Origin of the sequence: Halomonas llamarensis, assembly GCF_023555005.1 — a bacterium.
GTDB lineage: Bacteria > Pseudomonadota > Gammaproteobacteria > Pseudomonadales > Halomonadaceae > Vreelandella > Vreelandella llamarensis.
The window spans coordinates 60,725-79,899 of the sequence record NZ_JAMJPJ010000011.1 but is presented as its reverse complement, the minus strand read 5'-3'; the positions used below and the strand labels follow the sequence as shown (position 1 = coordinate 79,899).

General features: G+C 56.4%; 18 protein-coding genes. 6 read left to right on the top strand and 12 right to left on the bottom strand.

Annotation, left to right across the window (positions count from 1 at the left end):
• Positions 1-3 precede the first annotated feature (3 nt).
• From M8006_RS08835 to M8006_RS08825, 3 genes are all read right to left on the bottom strand, one after another.
• On the bottom strand, positions 4-1,047 hold the full coding sequence (locus tag M8006_RS08835) for an imelysin family protein (RefSeq protein ID WP_250081302.1): 1,044 nt from the start codon (positions 1,045-1,047) through the stop codon (positions 4-6).
• 9 nt (positions 1,048-1,056) lie between these two features.
• Positions 1,057-2,466, bottom strand: coding sequence for a di-heme oxidoreductase family protein (locus tag M8006_RS08830; protein WP_250081300.1), 1,410 nt, complete (start codon positions 2,464-2,466; stop codon positions 1,057-1,059).
• Between the two features lie 157 nt (positions 2,467-2,623).
• Entirely contained in the window at positions 2,624-3,919 is a 1,296-nt protein-coding gene (locus tag M8006_RS08825; RefSeq protein ID WP_250081298.1) for an imelysin family protein, read from the bottom strand.
• A 203-nt stretch (positions 3,920-4,122) separates the two neighbouring features.
• On the opposite strand from M8006_RS08825, the gene M8006_RS08820 reads away from it, so the two are divergent.
• Positions 4,123-4,365, top strand: coding sequence for a hypothetical protein (locus M8006_RS08820; protein ID WP_250081296.1), 243 nt, complete (start codon positions 4,123-4,125; stop codon positions 4,363-4,365).
• Between the two features lie 463 nt (positions 4,366-4,828).
• Positions 4,829-6,295, top strand: coding sequence for a cobyric acid synthase (locus tag M8006_RS08815; RefSeq protein WP_250081294.1), 1,467 nt, complete (start codon positions 4,829-4,831; stop codon positions 6,293-6,295).
• Here the strand turns inward: M8006_RS08815 and M8006_RS08810 are convergent.
• Positions 6,258-6,653: a RidA family protein gene (locus M8006_RS08810; RefSeq protein ID WP_250081292.1), complete on the bottom strand. Its 396-nt coding sequence runs from the start codon at positions 6,651-6,653 to the stop codon at positions 6,258-6,260. The two genes, M8006_RS08815 and M8006_RS08810, sit on opposite strands and share 38 nt — an antisense overlap.
• 127 nt (positions 6,654-6,780) lie before the next feature.
• On the opposite strand from M8006_RS08810, the gene M8006_RS08805 reads away from it, so the two are divergent.
• Positions 6,781-7,347: a hypothetical protein gene (locus tag M8006_RS08805; RefSeq protein ID WP_250081290.1), complete on the top strand. Its 567-nt coding sequence runs from the start codon at positions 6,781-6,783 to the stop codon at positions 7,345-7,347.
• A 265-nt stretch (positions 7,348-7,612) separates the two neighbouring features.
• Here the strand turns inward: M8006_RS08805 and M8006_RS08800 are convergent, their stop codons facing one another.
• The 3 genes from M8006_RS08800 to M8006_RS08790 are packed head-to-tail and all read right to left on the bottom strand — an operon-like array spanning position 7,613 to position 9,194.
• Entirely contained in the window at positions 7,613-7,948 is a 336-nt protein-coding gene (locus tag M8006_RS08800; protein ID WP_250081288.1) for an AzlD domain-containing protein, read from the bottom strand.
• Positions 7,945-8,667: an AzlC family ABC transporter permease gene (locus M8006_RS08795; protein ID WP_250081287.1), complete on the bottom strand. Its 723-nt coding sequence runs from the start codon at positions 8,665-8,667 to the stop codon at positions 7,945-7,947. The genes M8006_RS08800 and M8006_RS08795 overlap by 4 nt, the downstream gene beginning before the upstream one ends.
• Complete coding sequence (locus M8006_RS08790; RefSeq protein ID WP_250081285.1) at positions 8,664-9,194, bottom strand: helix-turn-helix domain-containing protein; 531 nt, start codon at positions 9,192-9,194, stop codon at positions 8,664-8,666. Before M8006_RS08790 ends, M8006_RS08795 begins: the two co-directional genes overlap by 4 nt.
• 91 nt (positions 9,195-9,285) lie before the next feature.
• Between M8006_RS08790 and M8006_RS08785 the strand changes: the two genes are divergently transcribed.
• On the top strand, positions 9,286-9,441 hold the full coding sequence (locus tag M8006_RS08785) for a hypothetical protein (protein ID WP_250081284.1): 156 nt from the start codon (positions 9,286-9,288) through the stop codon (positions 9,439-9,441).
• Between the two features lie 67 nt (positions 9,442-9,508).
• Here the strand turns inward: M8006_RS08785 and M8006_RS08780 are convergent, their stop codons facing one another.
• The 3 genes from M8006_RS08780 to M8006_RS08770 all read right to left on the bottom strand — a co-directional run bounded on the left by M8006_RS08780 (position 9,509) and on the right by M8006_RS08770 (position 13,647).
• Positions 9,509-10,699, bottom strand: a complete 1,191-nt coding sequence (locus M8006_RS08780; RefSeq protein WP_250081282.1) for a vWA domain-containing protein — start codon at positions 10,697-10,699, stop codon at positions 9,509-9,511.
• Between the two features lie 3 nt (positions 10,700-10,702).
• Positions 10,703-11,548: an AAA family ATPase gene (locus M8006_RS08775; RefSeq protein ID WP_250081280.1), complete on the bottom strand. Its 846-nt coding sequence runs from the start codon at positions 11,546-11,548 to the stop codon at positions 10,703-10,705.
• 113 nt (positions 11,549-11,661) lie between these two features.
• Positions 11,662-13,647 (bottom strand): sigma-54-dependent Fis family transcriptional regulator, encoded by a 1,986-nt coding sequence (locus M8006_RS08770; RefSeq protein ID WP_250081277.1) that lies wholly within the window; start codon positions 13,645-13,647, stop codon positions 11,662-11,664.
• A 294-nt stretch (positions 13,648-13,941) separates the two neighbouring features.
• On the opposite strand from M8006_RS08770, the gene M8006_RS08765 reads away from it, so the two are divergent.
• Both M8006_RS08765 and M8006_RS08760 read left to right on the top strand, forming a co-directional pair.
• A complete protein-coding gene (locus tag M8006_RS08765; RefSeq protein WP_250081275.1) occupies positions 13,942-15,750 on the top strand; it encodes an NAD(P)/FAD-dependent oxidoreductase in 1,809 nt (602 codons plus the stop codon).
• A gap of 18 nt (positions 15,751-15,768) precedes the next feature.
• Positions 15,769-16,833 (top strand): 2,3-butanediol dehydrogenase, encoded by a 1,065-nt coding sequence (locus M8006_RS08760; protein ID WP_284046993.1) that lies wholly within the window; start codon positions 15,769-15,771, stop codon positions 16,831-16,833.
• Between the two features lie 80 nt (positions 16,834-16,913).
• Here M8006_RS08760 and pepQ read toward each other — a convergent pair whose 3' ends face one another.
• Both pepQ and M8006_RS08750 read right to left on the bottom strand, forming a co-directional pair.
• On the bottom strand, positions 16,914-18,212 hold the full coding sequence (pepQ, locus tag M8006_RS08755; protein ID WP_250081273.1) for a Xaa-Pro dipeptidase: 1,299 nt from the start codon (positions 18,210-18,212) through the stop codon (positions 16,914-16,916).
• 33 nt (positions 18,213-18,245) lie between these two features.
• Positions 18,246-19,157: a LysR family transcriptional regulator gene (locus M8006_RS08750; protein WP_250081272.1), complete on the bottom strand. Its 912-nt coding sequence runs from the start codon at positions 19,155-19,157 to the stop codon at positions 18,246-18,248.
• Positions 19,158-19,175 lie beyond the last annotated feature (18 nt).

Below are 19,175 nucleotides of genomic sequence, written 5' to 3'. Positions count from 1 at the left end.
CTCCTAGTCACCGTCACTGGAATTGAAGCCCCGGACGACGCCGAGCGTACTGGCGGCTTGATCATTCACCAGCGTGGCCAGTTGGGAGACATCCATATATAAACCTTGCAGTTCAGCAAATGCTTTATCGTCTGACAGCAAGGCATCGATTGGCCTGTGCAGGGTCGGGAAGTTGTCCAACACCTCATCAAATTGTGCCGCAATTTGCCGCGCCAGCTGGGATTGCTCTGCCTCAGTCAGAAGCACGCTCAGGCCGGGCAGAAAGTGCTGCTTCAGTCCCCGTATAGTCGCTTCAATCGTTCTCAGACTGGTGCCGCTGCGCCAGGCATCCGCCGCGTATGCTGAACGTTTGCCCGTACCCCGCAAGCCCATGGGCTGCGCCAGGCGACGTTCTTCCAGAATTTCCAGGGCGGCCATGCCAGCACGGATGGTGGAGTCGCGGTATTGATCGTTGGCGAGGTAGTGATCGCGAAGTGAGCGCCATTGGTGACTGAGTTGCTCGCTGTTTGTCTCGATATGGTGCGCAACCGCCGTCAGAAGACGACAGGTTTTTGCGGTGGGAAGGGCATTCGCGCCGCTGTTCAGAGGCTCATCGAACAGCAGGTATTCCGTCATCGGAAATCCCTGTACAGCAACGCCTGACGCCTTGATGAGATCTTTGTCGATCTGGTCGTCAGACTTCAGAAGATAACCGGCCTTGCGAGCGACAATGTTTTTTGGGTCCGGCCAGAACTGAAACTGCCACGACAGGTTGTTGTGCTCCACCGGGCCGAAATCCACGAAGCGAACCTGTTGCCAGGCCAGGAAGGCCGCCAGCCAGTCCTGTTCGACGGCTTGACGGGCGTCAGGGGTTGGGTCGCTACAATAAGTGCTAGCGGCCTGGGAAAAATCCTCGGCTTCAGTCTCCAGTGACTGGTAACCCTGGTAGATTGCCTGGTGCCACCGCTTTCTCGCTTCAAGGCTTGTGTCCGATGCACTGGCAGTCATGGCCAGTGCCGACGACAGTGCCAGAGCGGATACGCCGACTAATCTTGTCAGTTGCTGCATGGAGAATCCTCAGAGCGAGTTCAGAAAGTCGATAAGCGCCTGGCGCTCTTCAGCCGATGCCTGCCGGTAGCGGTCGGCCGCTGACTGGGCTTCACCGCCGTGCCAAAGTATGGCTTCCTCGAGGCTACGGGCACGGCCATCGTGCAGGAAGCCTGCCTGAGGATTGACCACCTGCGCCAAGCCGATACCCCAGAGCGGTGGAGTGCGCCACTCGTTTCCGTTCGCTAGGAACTCGTCCCGACCATCCGCCAGTGCCGGCCCCATATCGTGCAGCAGTAAATCAGTATAGGGCCAGATGAGCTGATTGCTGAGGTCCGGGCGGTCGGCAGCTTCTGCCGTCTGGTGGTTTGGCGTATGGCAGCTGGCGCACCCGGTGGCGTTGAAGAGTTTGGCGCCTTGCTGAACCGATATCGAGTCCATGTCGCGGCGAGCGGGTACCGCAAGACTTTTCGAATAGAAAACCACGAAATTGGCCACCTTGTCGCTCACCTCGGGCTCGCCACCATGAGTGAAACGCTCGCAGTTCTGCTCCGGGGTGCAGTCCGTCGTCGGTTTAAGGGATGAAGTCAGCCCCATGTCGCCGGCAAAGGCGCCCATGCTCTGTTGGTGAACATTCGGTTCCGCAGCTTTCCAGCCAAAGCGTCCCGGTACCGTCTGCCGAGTGGCCAGATCCCAGACCTGATTGAGTTTGCCGGAGATGCCATCGCCGTCTTCATCGTTCGGATCGGCCAAGGCTTCAAGGTCTTCCAGTGCAATGGCTTCGAGCAATCCCATCCCGATCATCGGTGGTGCCACGCGGGGGGACACCAGAAGATCTTCCGGCAAGGGACCGTAGTTGGGGTTTTCGATGCTGTATTGCGGCTTGCGCAGCTCCACCTCGGTACCGTCCGCTAGGGTCTCGATCGCGCTTTCCCACGTCAGCACCAGATCGGCTTCCGGCTTGGCCGCCGGCAGGGCGGCGGTTTGTAACTGGCTGCCGTATACCGGTGCCGGCTTGAATCCATGCATGCGCAGCACCTCGGCATCTTTTTCAGGGTCCGCAACCACGGCCAGCCGCAGAAATAGCGATACCGAAGGCGCGTCCGCACTGGGCGGATGGCCGCGCCCATCCTTCACGTGGCAACCCTGGCAGGAGTTGGTGTTGAACAGAGGGCCCAGGCCATCCCGTGCATCGGTACTGGCGGGCGCCTCGACCCAGGGGTTGCGGAAAAAACTGTTGCCAACACTGAAATCCAGCCGCTTGGTCATGGAAAGGTTTGCCTGAGGCAGGGAGTAGGCATTGGTATCAGCCTGCTCAACTGTTCCGTCGCCGCCGGTGTCGGGCGTTGTCTGTAGCGGGAAACCAGCGTGGGATTGGGCGTGTGCAGAGCTTACGGCCAGCGACAGCACTAGAAAAGAAAGAGGCAGAAGGGCTTTCATAAATTACTCGCGTTGCAATTGAACAAGCCATGGAAAACTCTTCTCAGGTGAGGCGAGCTTTCCATGGTTTGCTCTTGTTCTTCAGTCATGTGTATGAGCATGGCAATAATACCGGAAGCGCTAGGCTCCCGGTAACTGGTTCTACCTGGCGCTGCGATCAGAAGGTGTGGCCGGCATCGTCAGGTGACAGGGCTTCGATACCTAGCTCACGGGCGGCTTGCTCGATGGAGCCGGTCTGCTCGACCAGTTTCATGATGGCGCTGTTGACAATTTCCGTGCCTTCGGCGTTCCCCGGGGCGATCATCATGTCAAATGGCATTGGATTTTGGCTGCTTTCCGCCCTGGCTTGCATCGCGCCGAGAGACGTCATGGTGGCATCCAACTGGGCATTTAGACGGGCATCCAGTTCCGGATTGATCTGCTCCACCAGATCAGAGAGCGAGGGACCCGTCACCAGGCTGCCGTCTGCGCGGCGGTAGGTGCCCGTGTAAATATTGCGGATACCTTGGCCGTTGTAGTAATGGGAGTTGTGGGTGTTATCACTGAAGCAGTCGTGCTCGTCCTCGTAAGAGTTGGCTTCCAGGGCCACTTTCATACGCTCACCCGCCAGCTCACCCAGTGACAGTGAGCCCATGCCAAACAGCATCTTCTGCACGCCTTCGTTGGCATCGGCGGAGGTCAACTGGTCGCGGTAGTTGCCTTCGTTGCCCGGTGCCCACTGGGCTACCATCCATTTCAGGTCGGAAATCAGCAGATCGGTGACTGCATCGAGGTAGTCGCCGCGTCGCTCGCAGTTGCCATTGGTGCAATCGGAGCCCGCTGCGTAGTCGGTCACCGGACGTTCCCCGGCTCCAGCGTCAAATCCGTGCAGGTCTTGACCCCACAGCAGGAACTCTACCGCATGGTAGCCGGTGGCCACGTTCGCTTCTGAACCACCGACTTCATTCAAGTCAGCCAGCAGTTCAGGCGAGAGCTTGGCCACATCCAGGCTCTCGCCACCCACATTGATCTTGGAGCTGCCAATGATGTTGGCGGTGGCCCCCGCGTTGCCTAGTTCATGCTGGTAGTCATTGCCCTTCACATAGTCGATCAGGCCTTCATCCAGTGGCCAGGCGTTAAGCTGGCCTTCCCAGTCATCCACGATACTGTTACCGAACCGGAATACTTCCGTTTGCTGGTAGGGCACACGCGCTGCCAACCAAGCCTGCTTGGCGGCTTGCAGATTTTCCTGCGTCGGATTGGCAATCAGACGATCAGTTGCTTCGTCCAGTGCCCGAGCGGTAATCAAGGCATCTTCGTAGTTGGCATGTGCCAGATCGGCGTAGTGGCCAACGACGGACGCCTTGGACGCTGGCTCAGATTTTTCCTCGGACCAGGCGGTATTTGCCCAACCGGCGGTGAGAGTGGCTGCGATAGTCAACGCCAGCGGGGCTGGACGAAACATGCTTTTCATTGTGGACTCCATGCTGATGAACTTTATTACGAATAATAAAAGTTATTGTTATCGATTATGATGGACAAAAACCCTATCTTGCAAGCAGGTTTTAGTTGAAGCTCCCGCCTCATTTCCTTTGCGGTTTCTTCTTCAAGGCGGGGAGGTGGTCGGGTGGCCCTGCTGGATGTCGGCGGCGGACGGTGTGGCCTTTTGAGCAAGCCGTGCCAGAACCCGACGATGGAAAAGTCAGCGTTGAGGACGTGAGCCGATGGACGCTTGCCGGCAACATGAACGAGACGCAGGTGTATACCGTGATCGTGAACAGTGTACATTTCAAACGCGACTTACGGGTGGTGTCTCTGGTCAAGCGCTGTGGTAGCAAGGTGAAAACCGCCTTGCTGTTTTCGACGGATATGTCGTTGGAGGCCATGACATTAGTGACGTACTACAAGGCGCGTTTTTAGATTGAATTTCTGTTTCGCGATGCCAAGCAGTTTCTGGGTGAACGACTGTCAGGCGCGAAAGGAAAAGGCCCTACATTTCCATTTCAACGCGTCATAAATATCTTGGGTTCGCAGGGATTAATCCAGGCGATGCGAGCATAAAGTGCCCAGGCCTGGGCGACCACGTTTATGGAAGCCTATAGCGCTCTTTAGCGGGTGTTTTTAGTCATTATTTCGAACAGCTTGAGATGCGGAAATAATAACTGAAGGCGTTCTGAAGCGAGCTACTGGACGATAGTCATGCTAATACGGCTGAAAACTGCAATAGCTAACCGATTTTTAGGTTTTCACACAGCCTCGGACGATACCGAAATGCCTTGGGCTATACATGTTGTTGAGCGATCTAGTCCGTTGCGATCTAGTCCGTTGCGAACTACCTGTTAGACGGCTACAGTTCGGCTACTTTCAACAAGGGCCAACGGGCATGACCACATTGATGATTCAGGGCACCACCTCGGATGCGGGGAAAAGCACCGTGGTGGCCGGGCTTTGCCGTGCACTGAAGCGGCGTGGTATCTCGGTGGCGCCGTTCAAGCCGCAGAACATGGCCCTGAATAGTGCCGTCACCGAAGATGGCGGCGAAATTGGCCGTTCCACTGCGCTGCAGGCTCAAGCCGCTGGCGTTAAGCCCCACAGCGATATGAACCCGGTGCTACTCAAACCGGAAACCGACCGCGGCGCCCAGGTGATTTTGCGTGGCAAAGTCTACGGTCATATGGACGCCATGGATTACCACGCCTTCAAGCGCACCGCGAAAGAGAGTGCCATGGCCGCGTGGCAAGCGTTGGAAAGCCGCTTTGAGGTGATTATTGCCGAAGGCGCGGGCAGCCCCGCTGAGATCAATCTACGCAAGGGCGATATCGCCAATATGGGCTTTGCCGAAGCGGCGGACTGCCCGGTAATACTGGTGGGCGATATTGACCGAGGCGGGGTGTTTGCCCAGTTGGTGGGCACGCTTGCGCTGCTAAGCGAAAGCGAACAGGCGCGCATAAAAGGGTTTGTGATCAACCGCTTTCGTGGCGATATGAGCTTGCTAACCCCAGGCATCGACTGGCTGACGGCACACACCGGCAAGCCGGTATTTGGCACGTTACCGTACCTTCAAGGGCTGCTGCTGGATGCGGAAGACAGCATCGGCCTGACTCAAGCGTCAACGCAGGGGGAGTCGCTTAACATCGTGGTACCCGCGTTGCCTCGCATCAGCAACCACACTGATTTTGATCCATTGCGCCTGCATCCTCAGGTAAAACTCACGTTTGTCGGCGCAGACGAGCCGATTCCTGCGGCCGATGTGATCATTCTGCCGGGCAGTAAGAGTACCGCTAGCGACTTGGCATGGTTAAAGCGTCAGGGCTGGGACAAAGCCATTCAGCGTCACCTGCGCTACGGCGGCAAGGTGCTGGGTATTTGCGGTGGTTTTCAAATGCTCGGCGAGTGGGTCGAGGACCCTGACGGCCTGGAGGGCAAGGCCGAGCGTGTCATGGGGTTGGGGCTGCTATCGCTCACCACGCGCATGGTGGCGGGCAAGCAGCTACGCAATGTGAATGGTGTGACGGTGGCCGACGGGGCGAGCGTCACGGGCTATGAGATCCACAACGGTGTGAGCGAGGGGGCTGCGTTGGCGCAGCCGCTGTTTGATTTAGGCACCCATCTTGATGGCGCCGTCAGCGCTGATGGGCAGGTGGTGGGCACCTACCTGCACGGCCTGTTTGATCATTCCGAGGCTTGCCAGGCGCTGTTAGCGCGTCTGGGGCTGGCGGCTCCACAACCCGTGGACTACCGTGCCCATCGCGAGCGTGAATTGGATCGCCTGGCCGATACATTAGAAGCCCATCTGGATATTGAGGCGGTGATCAATCTTCTGGGAGCTGGCGCGTCGCCATCACGGTAATCTCGACGTGGCAGCCACCACAGATAGCGGGCGATTCGGTACAGGTTCTGGCTGGATAGCGCCCCGGTTCGAAGAACTCGGCATAGACGCTGTCCATATCGTTGATGGTATTCAGGTCAGACAAGTGAACATCCACGCGGAGCGCGTCTGCCAGGCTGCCGCCTTCCATTTCGAGCATGCGTGAAATGGCGCGCATGACTAACCGGGTTTCTTCCTTGGCGTCACCCTTAGCCGCATGACCGTTCGATAGGTCAGAAACCGTCATCCCGGAAATAAACACATAGCGATCATCCATCACCATATGACTACCGGGGAAGCTCGGCGTGGGCATGGTGGGGTCGTTCATAAACGTGGTCATAAACATCCTTTTATGGTTCCTGCGTAATACTCTGACAAGCAGGCGCGCGCTAGGTTCATGTTGCGCGGCGCTGTTAAAATAGCGGTGTTTACACTAGGCTTGCCGCTTTTGGCGAGCGGAGGACCGCATGAAAGTAACCCAAGTAACCCAGGCAGCACAGCAAGATGCTTGCCTGGCACGGCTGTGCGCAGAGGTTTATGGCCAGCAAGCAGGATTAACGCCATTGGTGATCTTCGCGGGCACAAGACGCGTCCTGTTTGCCCAGGAAGCCGCGCGCTTGCTGGCGCTGGTGGATAACCAGGGCGCTCCTCAAGCGTTGGCGTTGCTGGTGCTTGATGAGGCGGGGGAGGGCATGACCGTGCGGCTTTCCTGTTCGTTGACCCATGATATCGAGCCGCGGCAACGGCTGATTAAGGAGCTATCGCTTAAGGCGCCGCTGCGAGTCGAGGTGAAAGAGTCGGCCGATGAGGCTTTCTACCAATCCTGTGGCTTAACGCGCTGGTTAGATGGCGCGGATAACCAACGAATTGGCCTCGGCGCGCGTCATCCCGCCAACGAGATCAGTGAGTTGACCGATACCTTGAGTATCGACGAACACGCCATCCTGCGAAGCTTTAAGCACAACCCCAAGCGTTTCGAGGAAGATAAACAGCGCTTTGTCGAGGGGTTGGCGGCGCTTCCTGAGACGCTTTAGGCATTTATCCTTCTTCTGCGACCAAAGAACGACGTTTACGTTAAGGTGTTTTTTGCAAAAAATATTGTCGACAATTCACGGTATTTCTTGCGGTGTTATGCACGAAAGATCGAATATTATCTTGTTAAATACCCACGTAAAAAAGCAGTCACTAAACAATTCCGCTGAGGAAATTCCTGAAACCATCTAAGCTGTGGCGATGTTCGTCATTGGCTTGGAGTGAAGAGCCCGGATGATGGCATGGCGCAAAAGCTAATGCAAAGCATTACCAAAGGAGGGCCGCGACCTCCACCATTCCAAACACGGCGACCCCGGCGGCGACTGGCCAGCCGAGTGAGCGTACACGCGACCACACTAGCAGCGTGACGGAAAGCCCGATGGCGGTGGCGGTCCATGAAACGATACTTGGGTTAACCGGCACAATGGATACCCCTAGTACGGCGGCAATCATCAACGGGCCGAGAATACCCAGCCACTGGGGCATATTATTAAGGCCTGTATCGCTGTTTAAGCTGCGCTGCATCCACAAAAACGGCACCACCCGCATCAGCAAGGTGCCTAGGGCAGACACGACAACGGCTAGCCAAAGTGCGGTGCTCATGTTTCACGTCTCCTTTTTTCAAATTTGACCATATAGAAGCACAGCGCGCCGCAGGCCGCCGCGAGGGGAATCGCTACGTTGCTCCAGCCGACCAGGTTTAAACCGAGTGCCGCTAGAATGGTACAGCCCATGGCCAGTGCCCAGCGCTTGTCGGTGAAGCGTGGTGCGACCATGGTTAAGAACAGCGCGGGCAGCGCGAAGGGCATAATCTCACCCAGCAGCGGCCAGCGGGCCGTTAACGTTTCCCCGGCGGTGGCGCCCACCGTGGTGCCAGCGATCCAGGCGCCCCAAGCCAGCAGCGATGCACCGACAAACCAACTAAAACGCGTTGCCTCGGGCAGCTGGGGGAGTCTCGTTAACGCCAGGGCAAATACCTGGTCGGTGAGGCCGTGCATCAGCCACGGCCAGTGGCGGCTACGCGGCAATAACGCCGCGAGGTTAGGGCCATACACCACATGGCGAACGTTGATCAGCAGCGTCATTGCCACCACTAGCCATAGCGGTGCGCCGGTGGCGATCATGCCCACAAATAAAAACTGCGAAGCACCTGCATACACTAATGCAGATATAGCCGTGGCTTCCCACGTGCTAAAGCCAGCCTGGGTGGCGACTAAGCCAAACGACAGCGCTACCGGAATGTAGCCGCCTAGTAGCGGGATAGCTTCGCGCACGCCCTGTAGCGCGCTACGGCCTGGGGAGTGGCTGGCATGTTGGTTCATGGCGTGTCTCCCTGTTCACCATAGGTCACGGTTAGCAACATGGTGGCTTTGTCAGAATGGGTGCGGTAGATATGCGGTTGGTCGGCGGGGAAGGTTACGGTGTCCCCAGGGGTGAGCTGCGTGGTGGCGCCTTCTGGCCCCGTTTCTAGCCAGCCACTAATCAACGTAAGCGATTCACGCGTGCCGGGTGTATGAGCTTCAGCATGTCGCAATGTATGAGGCGCGCAGCGCATCCAATAGGCGTCCACTTGAGGTGAATCTTTACCTTGGTCAATGAGCTGTACTTGAACGCCATCTTCCCCAAGAGGCATGGTAATGGGCGCCACCAAGGTGCCAAAAGGTACATTGAGTTGTACGGCTAGCCGCCACAGGGTATCCAGCGTGGGATTGCCGCTGCCTTGCTCAAGGCGGCTTAAATTGGACTTGGCAATACCCGCCGCATTGGCCAAGGAAGAAAGTGACCAGCCCCTCGCTTGGCGAAGTGCTTGAAGGTGTTGGCCTAGCGTGTCGAGTGAGCACTTATTCATGAGGCTTTCCGTGGTTTTACGTGATGTTCTTTATATAGAACGTTCTATATAAAGAACGTTAGCCTGTCAACCGTTGTCCCAAAAGCTGCCCATGGCACTTCTTATATTGGGCAATGGGTTGTCGAATGCGCTGCTGACGTTGCGTGGCAAGGGGGGAAGGGTAGGCTGCTCCAGCCTGGCGCTGGGCATGATCACGTCCGGCTACTTTGTCGGCTTTCTCTGCGATACCTGGATGAGCGGACGTTAAATTTGGCTTACGAGGGTGTGAGAGCACAGGGGGAGACGACTCCCCCGATGGTTTGTTTGGCCAGTTTTTATTTGGCCAGTTCGCGCATGGCGTTTTCGAGGCCTTCCAGGGTCATGGGATACATGCGGTCATCAATGATCTCGCGCACCAGCTGCGTCGAGTAGGTGTACTCCCAGGCACGCGGTGGCATGGGGTTAAGCCAGGCCAAGCGAGGGAATTTCTCAGTCAAGCGCTTAAGCCATACGCCGCCCGGCTCGTCGTTAAAATGCTCGACGCTGCCGCCTGGGTGAGTGATTTCATACGGTGACATGGCGGCATCACCCACGATCACGACCTGATAGTCATCGCCGTAAGTATGCAGTATATCCATTGTTGGAATACGCTCTTCAAAGCGCCGGGCTTGGCTCTGAGCATTGCTGCGCCAAAGCCCTTCATAGAGACAGTTATGGAAGTAGTAGGCTTCAAGGTGCTTGAACTCCGAACGGGCTGCCGAGAAGAGTTCTTCACAGGTGCGGATGTGGTCGTCCATGGAGCCGCCAACATCAAGCAATAAAAGCACCTTCACCGCATTATGACGCTCTGGACGCATCTGCACGTTGAGAAGGCCGCCGTCGCGGGCGGTTTCGCGGATGGTGCTGTCGACATCAAACTCTTCAAGCGCGCCCTGGCGAGCAAACTTGCGCAGGCGACGCAGCGCCATTTTGATATTGCGCGTGCCCAGTTCAAGGCTGTCATCGTAGTCGCGAAAACGGCGTTCGTCCCATACTTTGGTGGCCCGGCGGTGGCGCGAACTGTCCTGGCCAATCCGAATACCTTCCGGGTTGTAGCCATAGGCGCCAAACGGGCTAGTGCCGCCGGTGCCGATCCATTTATTGCCGCCCGCATGGCGTTCTTTTTGCTCTTCTAAGCGCTTTTTAAACGTCTCGATGAGTTCTTCGAGCCCGCCCAGTGACTCGATCTTGGCTTTTTCCTCGTCCGTCAGCTGCTTTTCAAATTCTCGGCGCAGCCAGTCGTCGGGGATCAGCGCCTCAATGGCGGCGTCCATGTCTTCGAGGCCTTTAAACCAGGCGGCAAAGGCACGATCAAAACGGTCGAAGTAGCGTTCGTCTTTAACCATGACCGTGCGCGCCACTTGGTAGAACGCTTCCATATCGGCGAACACCACGCCGCGCTCCACCACCGCGTGAAGGTCCAATAACTCGCGCAACGAGACGGGCACGCCCGCACGCTTAAGGGTGTCAAATAGACCAATAAACATGGCTTAGCGGCCTTTCCTACGCAGCATAAACGCTAGACGTTCCAGCAATTGAGTATCCTGCTCGTTTTTGACCAGCGCACCGGCCATCGGTGGCAGTGCCTTGCCTGGGTCACGGTTATAGAGCGCTTCCTGGGCAATATCATCGGCCATCAACAGTTTTAGCCAGTCGACCAGTTCTGAGGTTGAGGGCTTTTTCTTGAGTCCCGGGGCGTCACGCAGGTCGAAAAAGACTTCCAGGGCTTCGCTGACCAGCCGGGGGGCGATATCCGGGAAGTGTACGTCGACAATCGCCTGCATGGTTTCCCGGTCAGGGAATTCGATGTAGTGGAAAAAGCAGCGGCGCAGAAACGCATCAGGCAGCTCTTTTTCATTGTTCGAGGTGATCACGATAATCGGGCGCTTCTCGGCGCGGATGGTTTCACCGGTCTCGTAGACGTGAAACTCCATGCGGTCGAGCTCTTGAAGCAGGTCATTGGGAAACTCGATATCCGCTTTGTCGATCTCGTCAATCAAGAGCACAACGCGCTCACCGGCGCTAAAGGCTTCCCACAGCTTGCCGGGCTTGATGTAGTTGGCGACGTTCTCTACACCCTCAACGCCTAGCTGAGAATCGCGCAAACGGCTCACTGCGTCGTATTCATAAAGCCCTTGCGCCGCCTTGGTGCTGGATTTGATATGCCACGTGATCAGCTGGGTGCCGAGTGATTCGGCCATTTCCTCAGCCAAAAGGGTTTTACCCGTGCCGGGTTCGCCCTTGATGAGTAGCGGACGCTCCAACGTGACAGCGGCATTGACGGCCTGCTTGAGCGCATCAGTTGCGATATAGGAAGAAGTGGAATCAAACGCCATGGGGTGCCTCGGCTTGTCGAAAGAGTTGTTGCAAAATAGATTCAAACAAGTGTACGTGAGGCATATCTCTAAGGCCAACCACTGGCTGTACCTTTTACCAACCGCTTCTGTTGTCACTCCTGCCAGTTCGGGGACACAATGCCTTGACGCTGCATTTGCCGGTATATCGTTGGTCGTGACACGCCTAACTCGCGGGCAACGGCACTTATATTCCAGTGGTGTTGCTTTAGCAGGTGGGTAAGTGAGCCTGAAAGGGCCTTGTTCGTACTGCCTTCCAGCTGAGCAGTGGCGTTGTGGGTAATACGCTGGCTAAGGCATTGTTCTGGCAAATCGTTAACGGTGATTTCGTCACTTTCTGAAGTGGCCAGGGCGAAAGCAAGGGCATTTTTAAGCTGACGGATATTGCCGGGCCAAGAATAAGCGAGCAATGCACTAATGGCATCTGCGCGCAGGCGCGGCGATATGCTGGTGGCACGCTCGGTAACGACATCTTCGAACACGCGGCGAATAACGTAAAGCTTATCGGCGCGTTCGCGTAGCGCAGGCAGGGGGAGTTGCGCACCGTTTAGCCGGTAATAGAGATCTTCGCGGAATTCTCCTTGCTGGATCATTTCTTCGATATGGCGGTGTGTTGCCGTGATGACGCGAATATCAATCTTAACAGGCGTATTGGCACCTAGTGGCATCACTTCTCGTTCGGCCAATACTCGCAAAAGCCGTGTTTGCAGCGCCAATGGCATATCGCCTATTTCATCCAAAAACAGCGTACCACCGTGGGCTTGGGGAATAAGCCCGCGCATCCCTTTTGAGCGGCCGCCGGTAAATGCCCCAGGTTCGTAGCCAAACAGTTCGCTTTCGATGAGTGATTCGGGAATGGCCGCGCAGTTGACGGCGATAAAGGGTTTGTTGGCGCGGTTGCCGCTTTCGTGTAGGGCACGGGCGACGACTTCTTTGCCGGTGCCGGTCTCGCCGCTAATCAGTACGTTGACGTTAGCTTCATCTCGCAGCCGTTTGGCCAGTTTTTGTACTTTACGCATGGCGGGATCATCGGCGCCAAGCCGGGCTAATGGTTCAGGCAATTCAGAGCTAGGAGGCGCTGCCTGCTGAGCCATGCGGGGACGGCGAGGTTCCAGCAGACTAATGAAGTGGATGGTATTGCTGGCGCGAGCGCGGAAGGCACGCAGCTGATCGTCGGTGCCGCTATTGATGCTGAGTATATCGGTGATCTCACACTCGAAGAGTTCGCCAAGCATTTGAGCGCGATGAGCCGACCAGGGTGGCCAGCGGTGCTGGTGTTCGGCGATTAACTCGCGGCCCACCGCGTTAGCGGCGATAACCTGTCCATTTTCTTCAATGGCGATGAGTCCTCGCCCGTTGACATGCACAAATGCCCGCGAGGTATCTAGACGTACCATCAGGCAGTCACGGTAGCGTTGCAGAAAATAGGCGTCCTCAATCATGCGCGCATAAAGCGTTACTAGCGATAGGCTGAAATTTTGGCTCTCATGCTGGGTAGGGGACTGCAGTGCAGAGATGTCTAACACGGCCATGACATTACCTTCGGGGTCGGCAATGGGGGCGGCGGTACAGGTTAGCGAAATATGCGTGGCGTCGAAGTGTTCCTGGCGGTGGCAGATGATGGCTTGGCGATCATATAGGCAGGTGCCTACGGCGCAAGTGCCTGCGAAGCGTTCGTCCCAATCGGCGCCGAGATAGAGGCCTGCTTTGCGTAGTTGACGGTCTTGGTTGGGGGCACCTCGAAACTCGACAGTAATGCCGCGGTGGTCGGTAACGAGTAGCACGTAGCCGAGTTGAGCAATCTGTCCATAGAGCTGGTCGACCCCGGCGCGCGCTACATGTAACAGCTCATCAACAGATTCTCGATGTTCGATTAGCGTTTGCTGGGGTACGACTCGCGCGGGGCGTGGCTTTGTCGGGTCTAACTGGTATTCGTTTAGACAACGAAGCCAGGAGCGACGAATGGGAGCTTGCGCAGGCAAGCACGGGGTATTCAGCCCTTCGCCGAGCTGAAAAATATGCTCGATATGCCGACGTTGTTCGGATTGAAGTCGTGTAGGTAATGGCGTTTGATAAAGCATAGCGTGACTCGTTGGGCGCTGTTGTTGTTTTCCTTTCAGCCTATGCGCTTTCCCCCCAGAGTCAACGCGGCAAGCTTACGCCGTTAGTCGTGCGTTACACCTGTAACGCTTGAGTGTAAATAACGTGACAGGTGTACGGTATTTGCGTTGTCTTATTTCTCCTCCGGCACACCAATAATCCCGATATATTTCAAATACTTATTTTTTAATCTGGCCTATTTGGCACGGTGGCTGCTTAGGCTTGAGTGCATCACCAGTAAATCAACAATAACAAACGCACATGGAGTTTCCGCTATGTCACAGACACAAACAGCAAAATCCGCCACAGCCACTGTTCAAACGTGGCTACACGACTTCGGCACAGCACTGCAGACACACAATATTGAGCGTGTGCTCGCATTGTTCGGTGACGAGTGCTACTGGCGCGATTTTCTTACCTTCACCTGGAATTTAAAAACCTGCGAAGGTAAAGATGAGATTCAGGCCATGCTGAATGCAACTCTGAACCATACATTGCCTTCAGATTGGCAACTAGAAGGCGACGCCGCCCAAAACGGCGATACCTGCGAGGCATGGTTGACTTTTCAAACAGCGGTGGCCAGTGGGAAAGGATATTTGCGTCTCAAAGAAGGTAAGTGTTGGACGCTATTAACTACCATGCAAGAGTTGAACGACTACCCTGAGCAGTGTAATCACCATCGCCCTAAAGGGGCAGAGCACGGTGCCAACAAGCAGCGTGAAACGTGGTCGGAATCTCGAGAGCGCGAAGAAGCGGAGCTGGGCTACACCCGACAGCCATACTGCGTGGTTATTGGCGGTGGCCAGGGCGGTATTGGCTTGGGCGCCCGGCTGAAGCAGATGGGTGTGCCGACGATTATTATTGAGCGCAACGAGCGCGCAGGGGATTCTTGGCGCAAGCGCTATAAGTCGCTCTGCTTGCACGATCCGGTTTGGTACGACCACCTGCCTTATATTCCCTTCCCAGAAAACTGGCCAGTGTTTACCCCAAAAGACAAACTAGGCGATTGGCTGGAGATGTACACAAAGGTGATGGAGCTCAATTATTGGAGTTCCACTGAGTGCCAGAATGCTAGTTATGACAAGGCCGCAGACGAGTGGGTGGTTAACGTGAAGCGCAACGGCGAAGAGATCACGTTAAGGCCTAAGCAACTGGTGATGGCCACTGGGATGTCGGGGATGCCCAATATCCCAAGCTTCGCGGGTGCAGACAGCTTTGAAGGCGAGCAGCAACACTCTAGCCAGCACCCTGGGCCGGATGCTTACCAAGGTAAAAAGTGTGTCATTGTGGGGTCGAATAATTCGGCTCACGATATTGCGGCTGCGCTATGGGAGCACGACGCCGATGTGACCATGTTACAGCGCTCGTCGACGCATATTGTGAAGTCGGACTCGCTGATGGAAGAAGTGCTCGGGCCGCTATATTCGGAGGAAGCCGTTGCCGGTGGGGTTACCACTGAAAAAGCGGACCTGATTTTTGCCTCGATCCCCTATAAGGTACTGCCGGACTTTCAGCGACCGGCCTTTGAGGCAATTAAGAAACGTGACGCGGAATTTTATCAGAGACTTGAAAACGCGGGCTTTATGCTCGATTTCGGTGACGATGACTCCGGGTTGTTCTTGAAGTACTTGCGTCGGGGATCAGGGTACTACATTGATGTGGGTGCCTGCGATCTGGTGGCCAATGGCGATATCAGGCTGCGTAGCAGCGTCGGTATTGAGCACATTAATCCGCACTCTATCACGCTCACTGATGGCAGTGAGCTGCCGGCTGATCTAATCGTCTATGCCACCGGCTATGGTTCGATGAACAACTGGGCGGCGCAGCTTATCTCTCAAGAAGTGGCCGATAAAGTAGGCAAATGCTGGGGGATGGGCTCTGACACCACCAAGGACCCCGGCCCTTGGGAAGGAGAGCTGCGCAATATGTGGAAACCCACTCAGCAAGAAGCGTTGTGGTTCCACGGCGGCAATCTGCATCAGTCGCGGCACTACTCACGCTATTTAGCGCTGCAGTTAAAAGCACGCATGGAGGGGATAGACACCCCTGTGTATGGCCTGCAGCCGGTTCACCATACGTCTTAACAGGAAGGGCAACCAAAGATGACTCAGTCAACGATGCAGGCAGCGGTGTGGTATGCGGCAAAAGATTTGCGTGTGGAGGAAGCCGCCATACCAGAAGTGCGCGACCCTCACGAAGTCAAAGTGAAAGTCGCTGCGTGTGGTATTTGCGGCAGCGATTTGCATGAATACGCGGCGGGGCCGATTTTTATTCCGGTAGGTGCGCCGCACCCGATCAGCGGTGAACAGGCGCCCATCATTATGGGCCATGAATTCGCTGGGGAAGTGGTGGATGTTGGCGATAAGGTGACGCGGGTTCAGGTGGGGGATCGCGTGGCGATCGAACCGATCTTATCGCCCAACAAAGATGGTGCTTACTTGATGGAGCGCTACAATCTCACGCCTGAGCTTGGTTTTCACGGGCTCTCCGGCGGCGGTGGGGGCTTCTCTGAGTTCACCGTGATGGGGGAGCACATGGTGCACAAACTGCCGGATGCGCTTAGCTTCGAGCAGGGCGCACTGGTTGAACCCGCGGCGGTGGGTTTGCATGCGGTGCGCCAGAGCAGCTTAAAAGCCGGTGACAGTGCGGCGGTATTTGGTGCCGGCCCGATTGGTTTAATGACGATTGAAGCGCTAAAAGCGGCCGGTGCCGCGCAAATTTACGCCGTGGAAATATCGGACTCGCGTAAAGCGAAGGCGGAATCGTTAGGCGCTGTCGTCATCGATCCAAAACAAGACGATGCGGTTGAAAAGCTGCAGGTGCTAAGTAGCGGCGGCGTTGATGTGGCGTTTGAAGTCACTGGCATCCCTGCCGTGCTCACCCAAGCGCTGCACAGCACCCATGCTGGCGGTGAAACCGTGGTGGTTAGCATTTGGGAAGGTGAAGCGAGCTTTCAGCCGAATGACTTGGTGATCAAAGAACGCACCATGAAAGGCATCATCGCGTATCGCCATATCTATCCCGCCGTGATGGCGCTGATGGAGCAAGGTTATTTCCGCGCTGAAGATATGGTAACACAGCGGATCCCGCTGGCGAACATTGTTGATGATGGCTTTGAAGCGCTACTCAACGATAAATCGCAAATCAAAATTATCGTCCAGCCTTAAACTGATACCCCTTAAATCTAAGACGCCGCCCTAGGGGCGGCGTTTTGGATGATAGACGCGAAGCTTGAAAAGCCAAGCGCTTATGGCGTTAGGTTATGGAATCCATCTTGCGTGATGACGATATTGTCCTCGACGCGAATACCGCCGCATGGCATGAGTTGATCGACTAATGTCCAGTTAATGGGCAGGGGGGTGTTACGCAGCGGTGCGAGCAGCATTGGGATAAAATAAAGCCCCGGCTCAATGGTGACCACCATGCCCGGCGTTAGAGTGCGGGTTAACCGCAGGGCCGAGTGGTTCTCGGGGGCTGGGGCGGGCTCGCCGGTTGCCGTGCGCAACCCGGCCACATCGTGTACTTGCACCCCTAGTGAATGCCCTAAGCCATGGGGGCAAAACGCGCGGGTAACGCCTTCCGCGATGGCGGCCTCGCGCGAGCCGCGAAACACATCGTGATCAATCAGTACGTTAGCCAGTTCGTGGTGCATTTGTTCGTGCAAGGCGACAAAGTCGACACCGGGCGCTAATGACGCAATCAGGCGGTCTTTTACCGCGTGCATAGCGCCGATAAGGGTTTCGAACAGCGCCGGCGCATCCGGCCCTAAGTGGGTGCGCGTGATATCGGCGCTGTAGCCGCGAAAACGCCGCCCCGCATCGACAAGTAGGCTGTAGCGCTTTGTTGGGGCGCTGACTTCGTAGTGCTGGTAGTGCAAAACACCCGCGTGCTGGTTCATGCCGATGATATTGGCGTAGGGCACGTGCGATTCGCGCTGACGGCTCCCGGCTAGGTAGGCGAGCTGAATATCCAGCTCGCAACAGGCGCCAGCAAAGGCGGCATGAGCGGCTTCATGGCCTGCCATCGCAAGGCGATTGGCTTCTTGCAGGCAGGTGATTTCGTAGTCACTCTTGACCATGCGTAGCTCATCGAGTGCATGGGTGAGCGTTTCAGGATTGGCCTGACCCTTGGGTAGCGCGACCCCGCTGGTATTCAGCGCGGCCATATTCCCGATAATGGCGGTGTCATTGCTCAGCGGCGGTGTGATGACATCGGTACACAGTTGTACGTCGAACTCGGCAACCCAAGGCTCTTCGGGGAGCACGGTCGGCAAGTGCCAGAAATCGTTTGGAGCGTAAAGGTACAGTGTGGGGCGTTTATCGGGGTGAACGACGAGCCAGCTGTGCTCGGCTTCCCACAGCGGCACCCAATGCACAAAATGCCCGAATGCCTGAAAGTTGGGCATTTGGTCATCGCCGTAGTGGGGCGTGGCATGACCGCTGTAGAGCGCAATGCCATCGTAATTGTATTGCGCCATGAGCGAGCGGTAGGCGCTGAGCAAATTGTCGAGATGAGCTTTGTGCTGACGATGAAGCGTTTCAGACATAATAAACCTTGAAAAAGAATAGCGAATGATACCTTAGCAGCGCGATGAGGGCAGCTCATTCCAGAACGTATCAAGCCCGGCGTGGTGTTGGCTCGGGTGACGATAGAGACGCAGTTCCAGCGGCACATCCCAGCGGCTATCACCGGCGCGCACCAGCGTACCGTTGGCGAGTTCGGCTTGCACCGTGCGTTCGGGCAGCCAGCTCATCCCGTAGCCAAGCGCAAGTAGCTCTTTGATACTCACAGCATAAGAAATTTCACTCTGCACGGTCAGAAACGCCCCTTGCGACAAGCGTGCGAGATGCGTTTTTAATACTGTGCCTAACAGGCTGCGTTTAGGGTAAGCCAGCCAGGGCAGGGGTGCCCGCCGTGAGCCCGGTAGCAGGGCACACGGCTCGCCGTAGGCGGTAAACGCGGTGACCGGTATGAGCCGCTCGTGGCCGACCACACGGTAGAAACAGTTGCCGGTGTCGACATCCATCTCGCTGCGCTCACTTGGCCAGTAACACAACGCGAGATCGCATTCGGCTCTGGCTAGCGCGTGAAAATAGTCGCTCGCTACCCAGCCGGTCGCGCGCAAATAGGGCTGTAAGCGCGATTGCCATTCGCTTGCCGCCAGCCATTCGGGCAAAAAGTGCGTCAAAAGGCTCTGTGGGGCGGCGAGCATGATCCGCCGCTGCTGCCCGGCATTTATCTCACGCACGCGATCACGTGTTAAGCGCACCCGCTCGGTCACTTGCTCACACAGGGTGAGAAACTCTTCCCCGGCGGGGGTGAGCGACAGCGGCAGCGTTTGGCGGTTAATTAGTGTCACGCCCATTTCTTCTTCCAGAAGCTTAATGCGCCGCGAGAAGGTGGGTTGGGTAACGTGCTGTTCGTCAGCAGCGCGGGAGAAATGTCGGGTCCTGGCCAGGGCGATAAAGTCTTCTAGCCAGCGAATTTCCATGCCTTACCTCTCCATGCA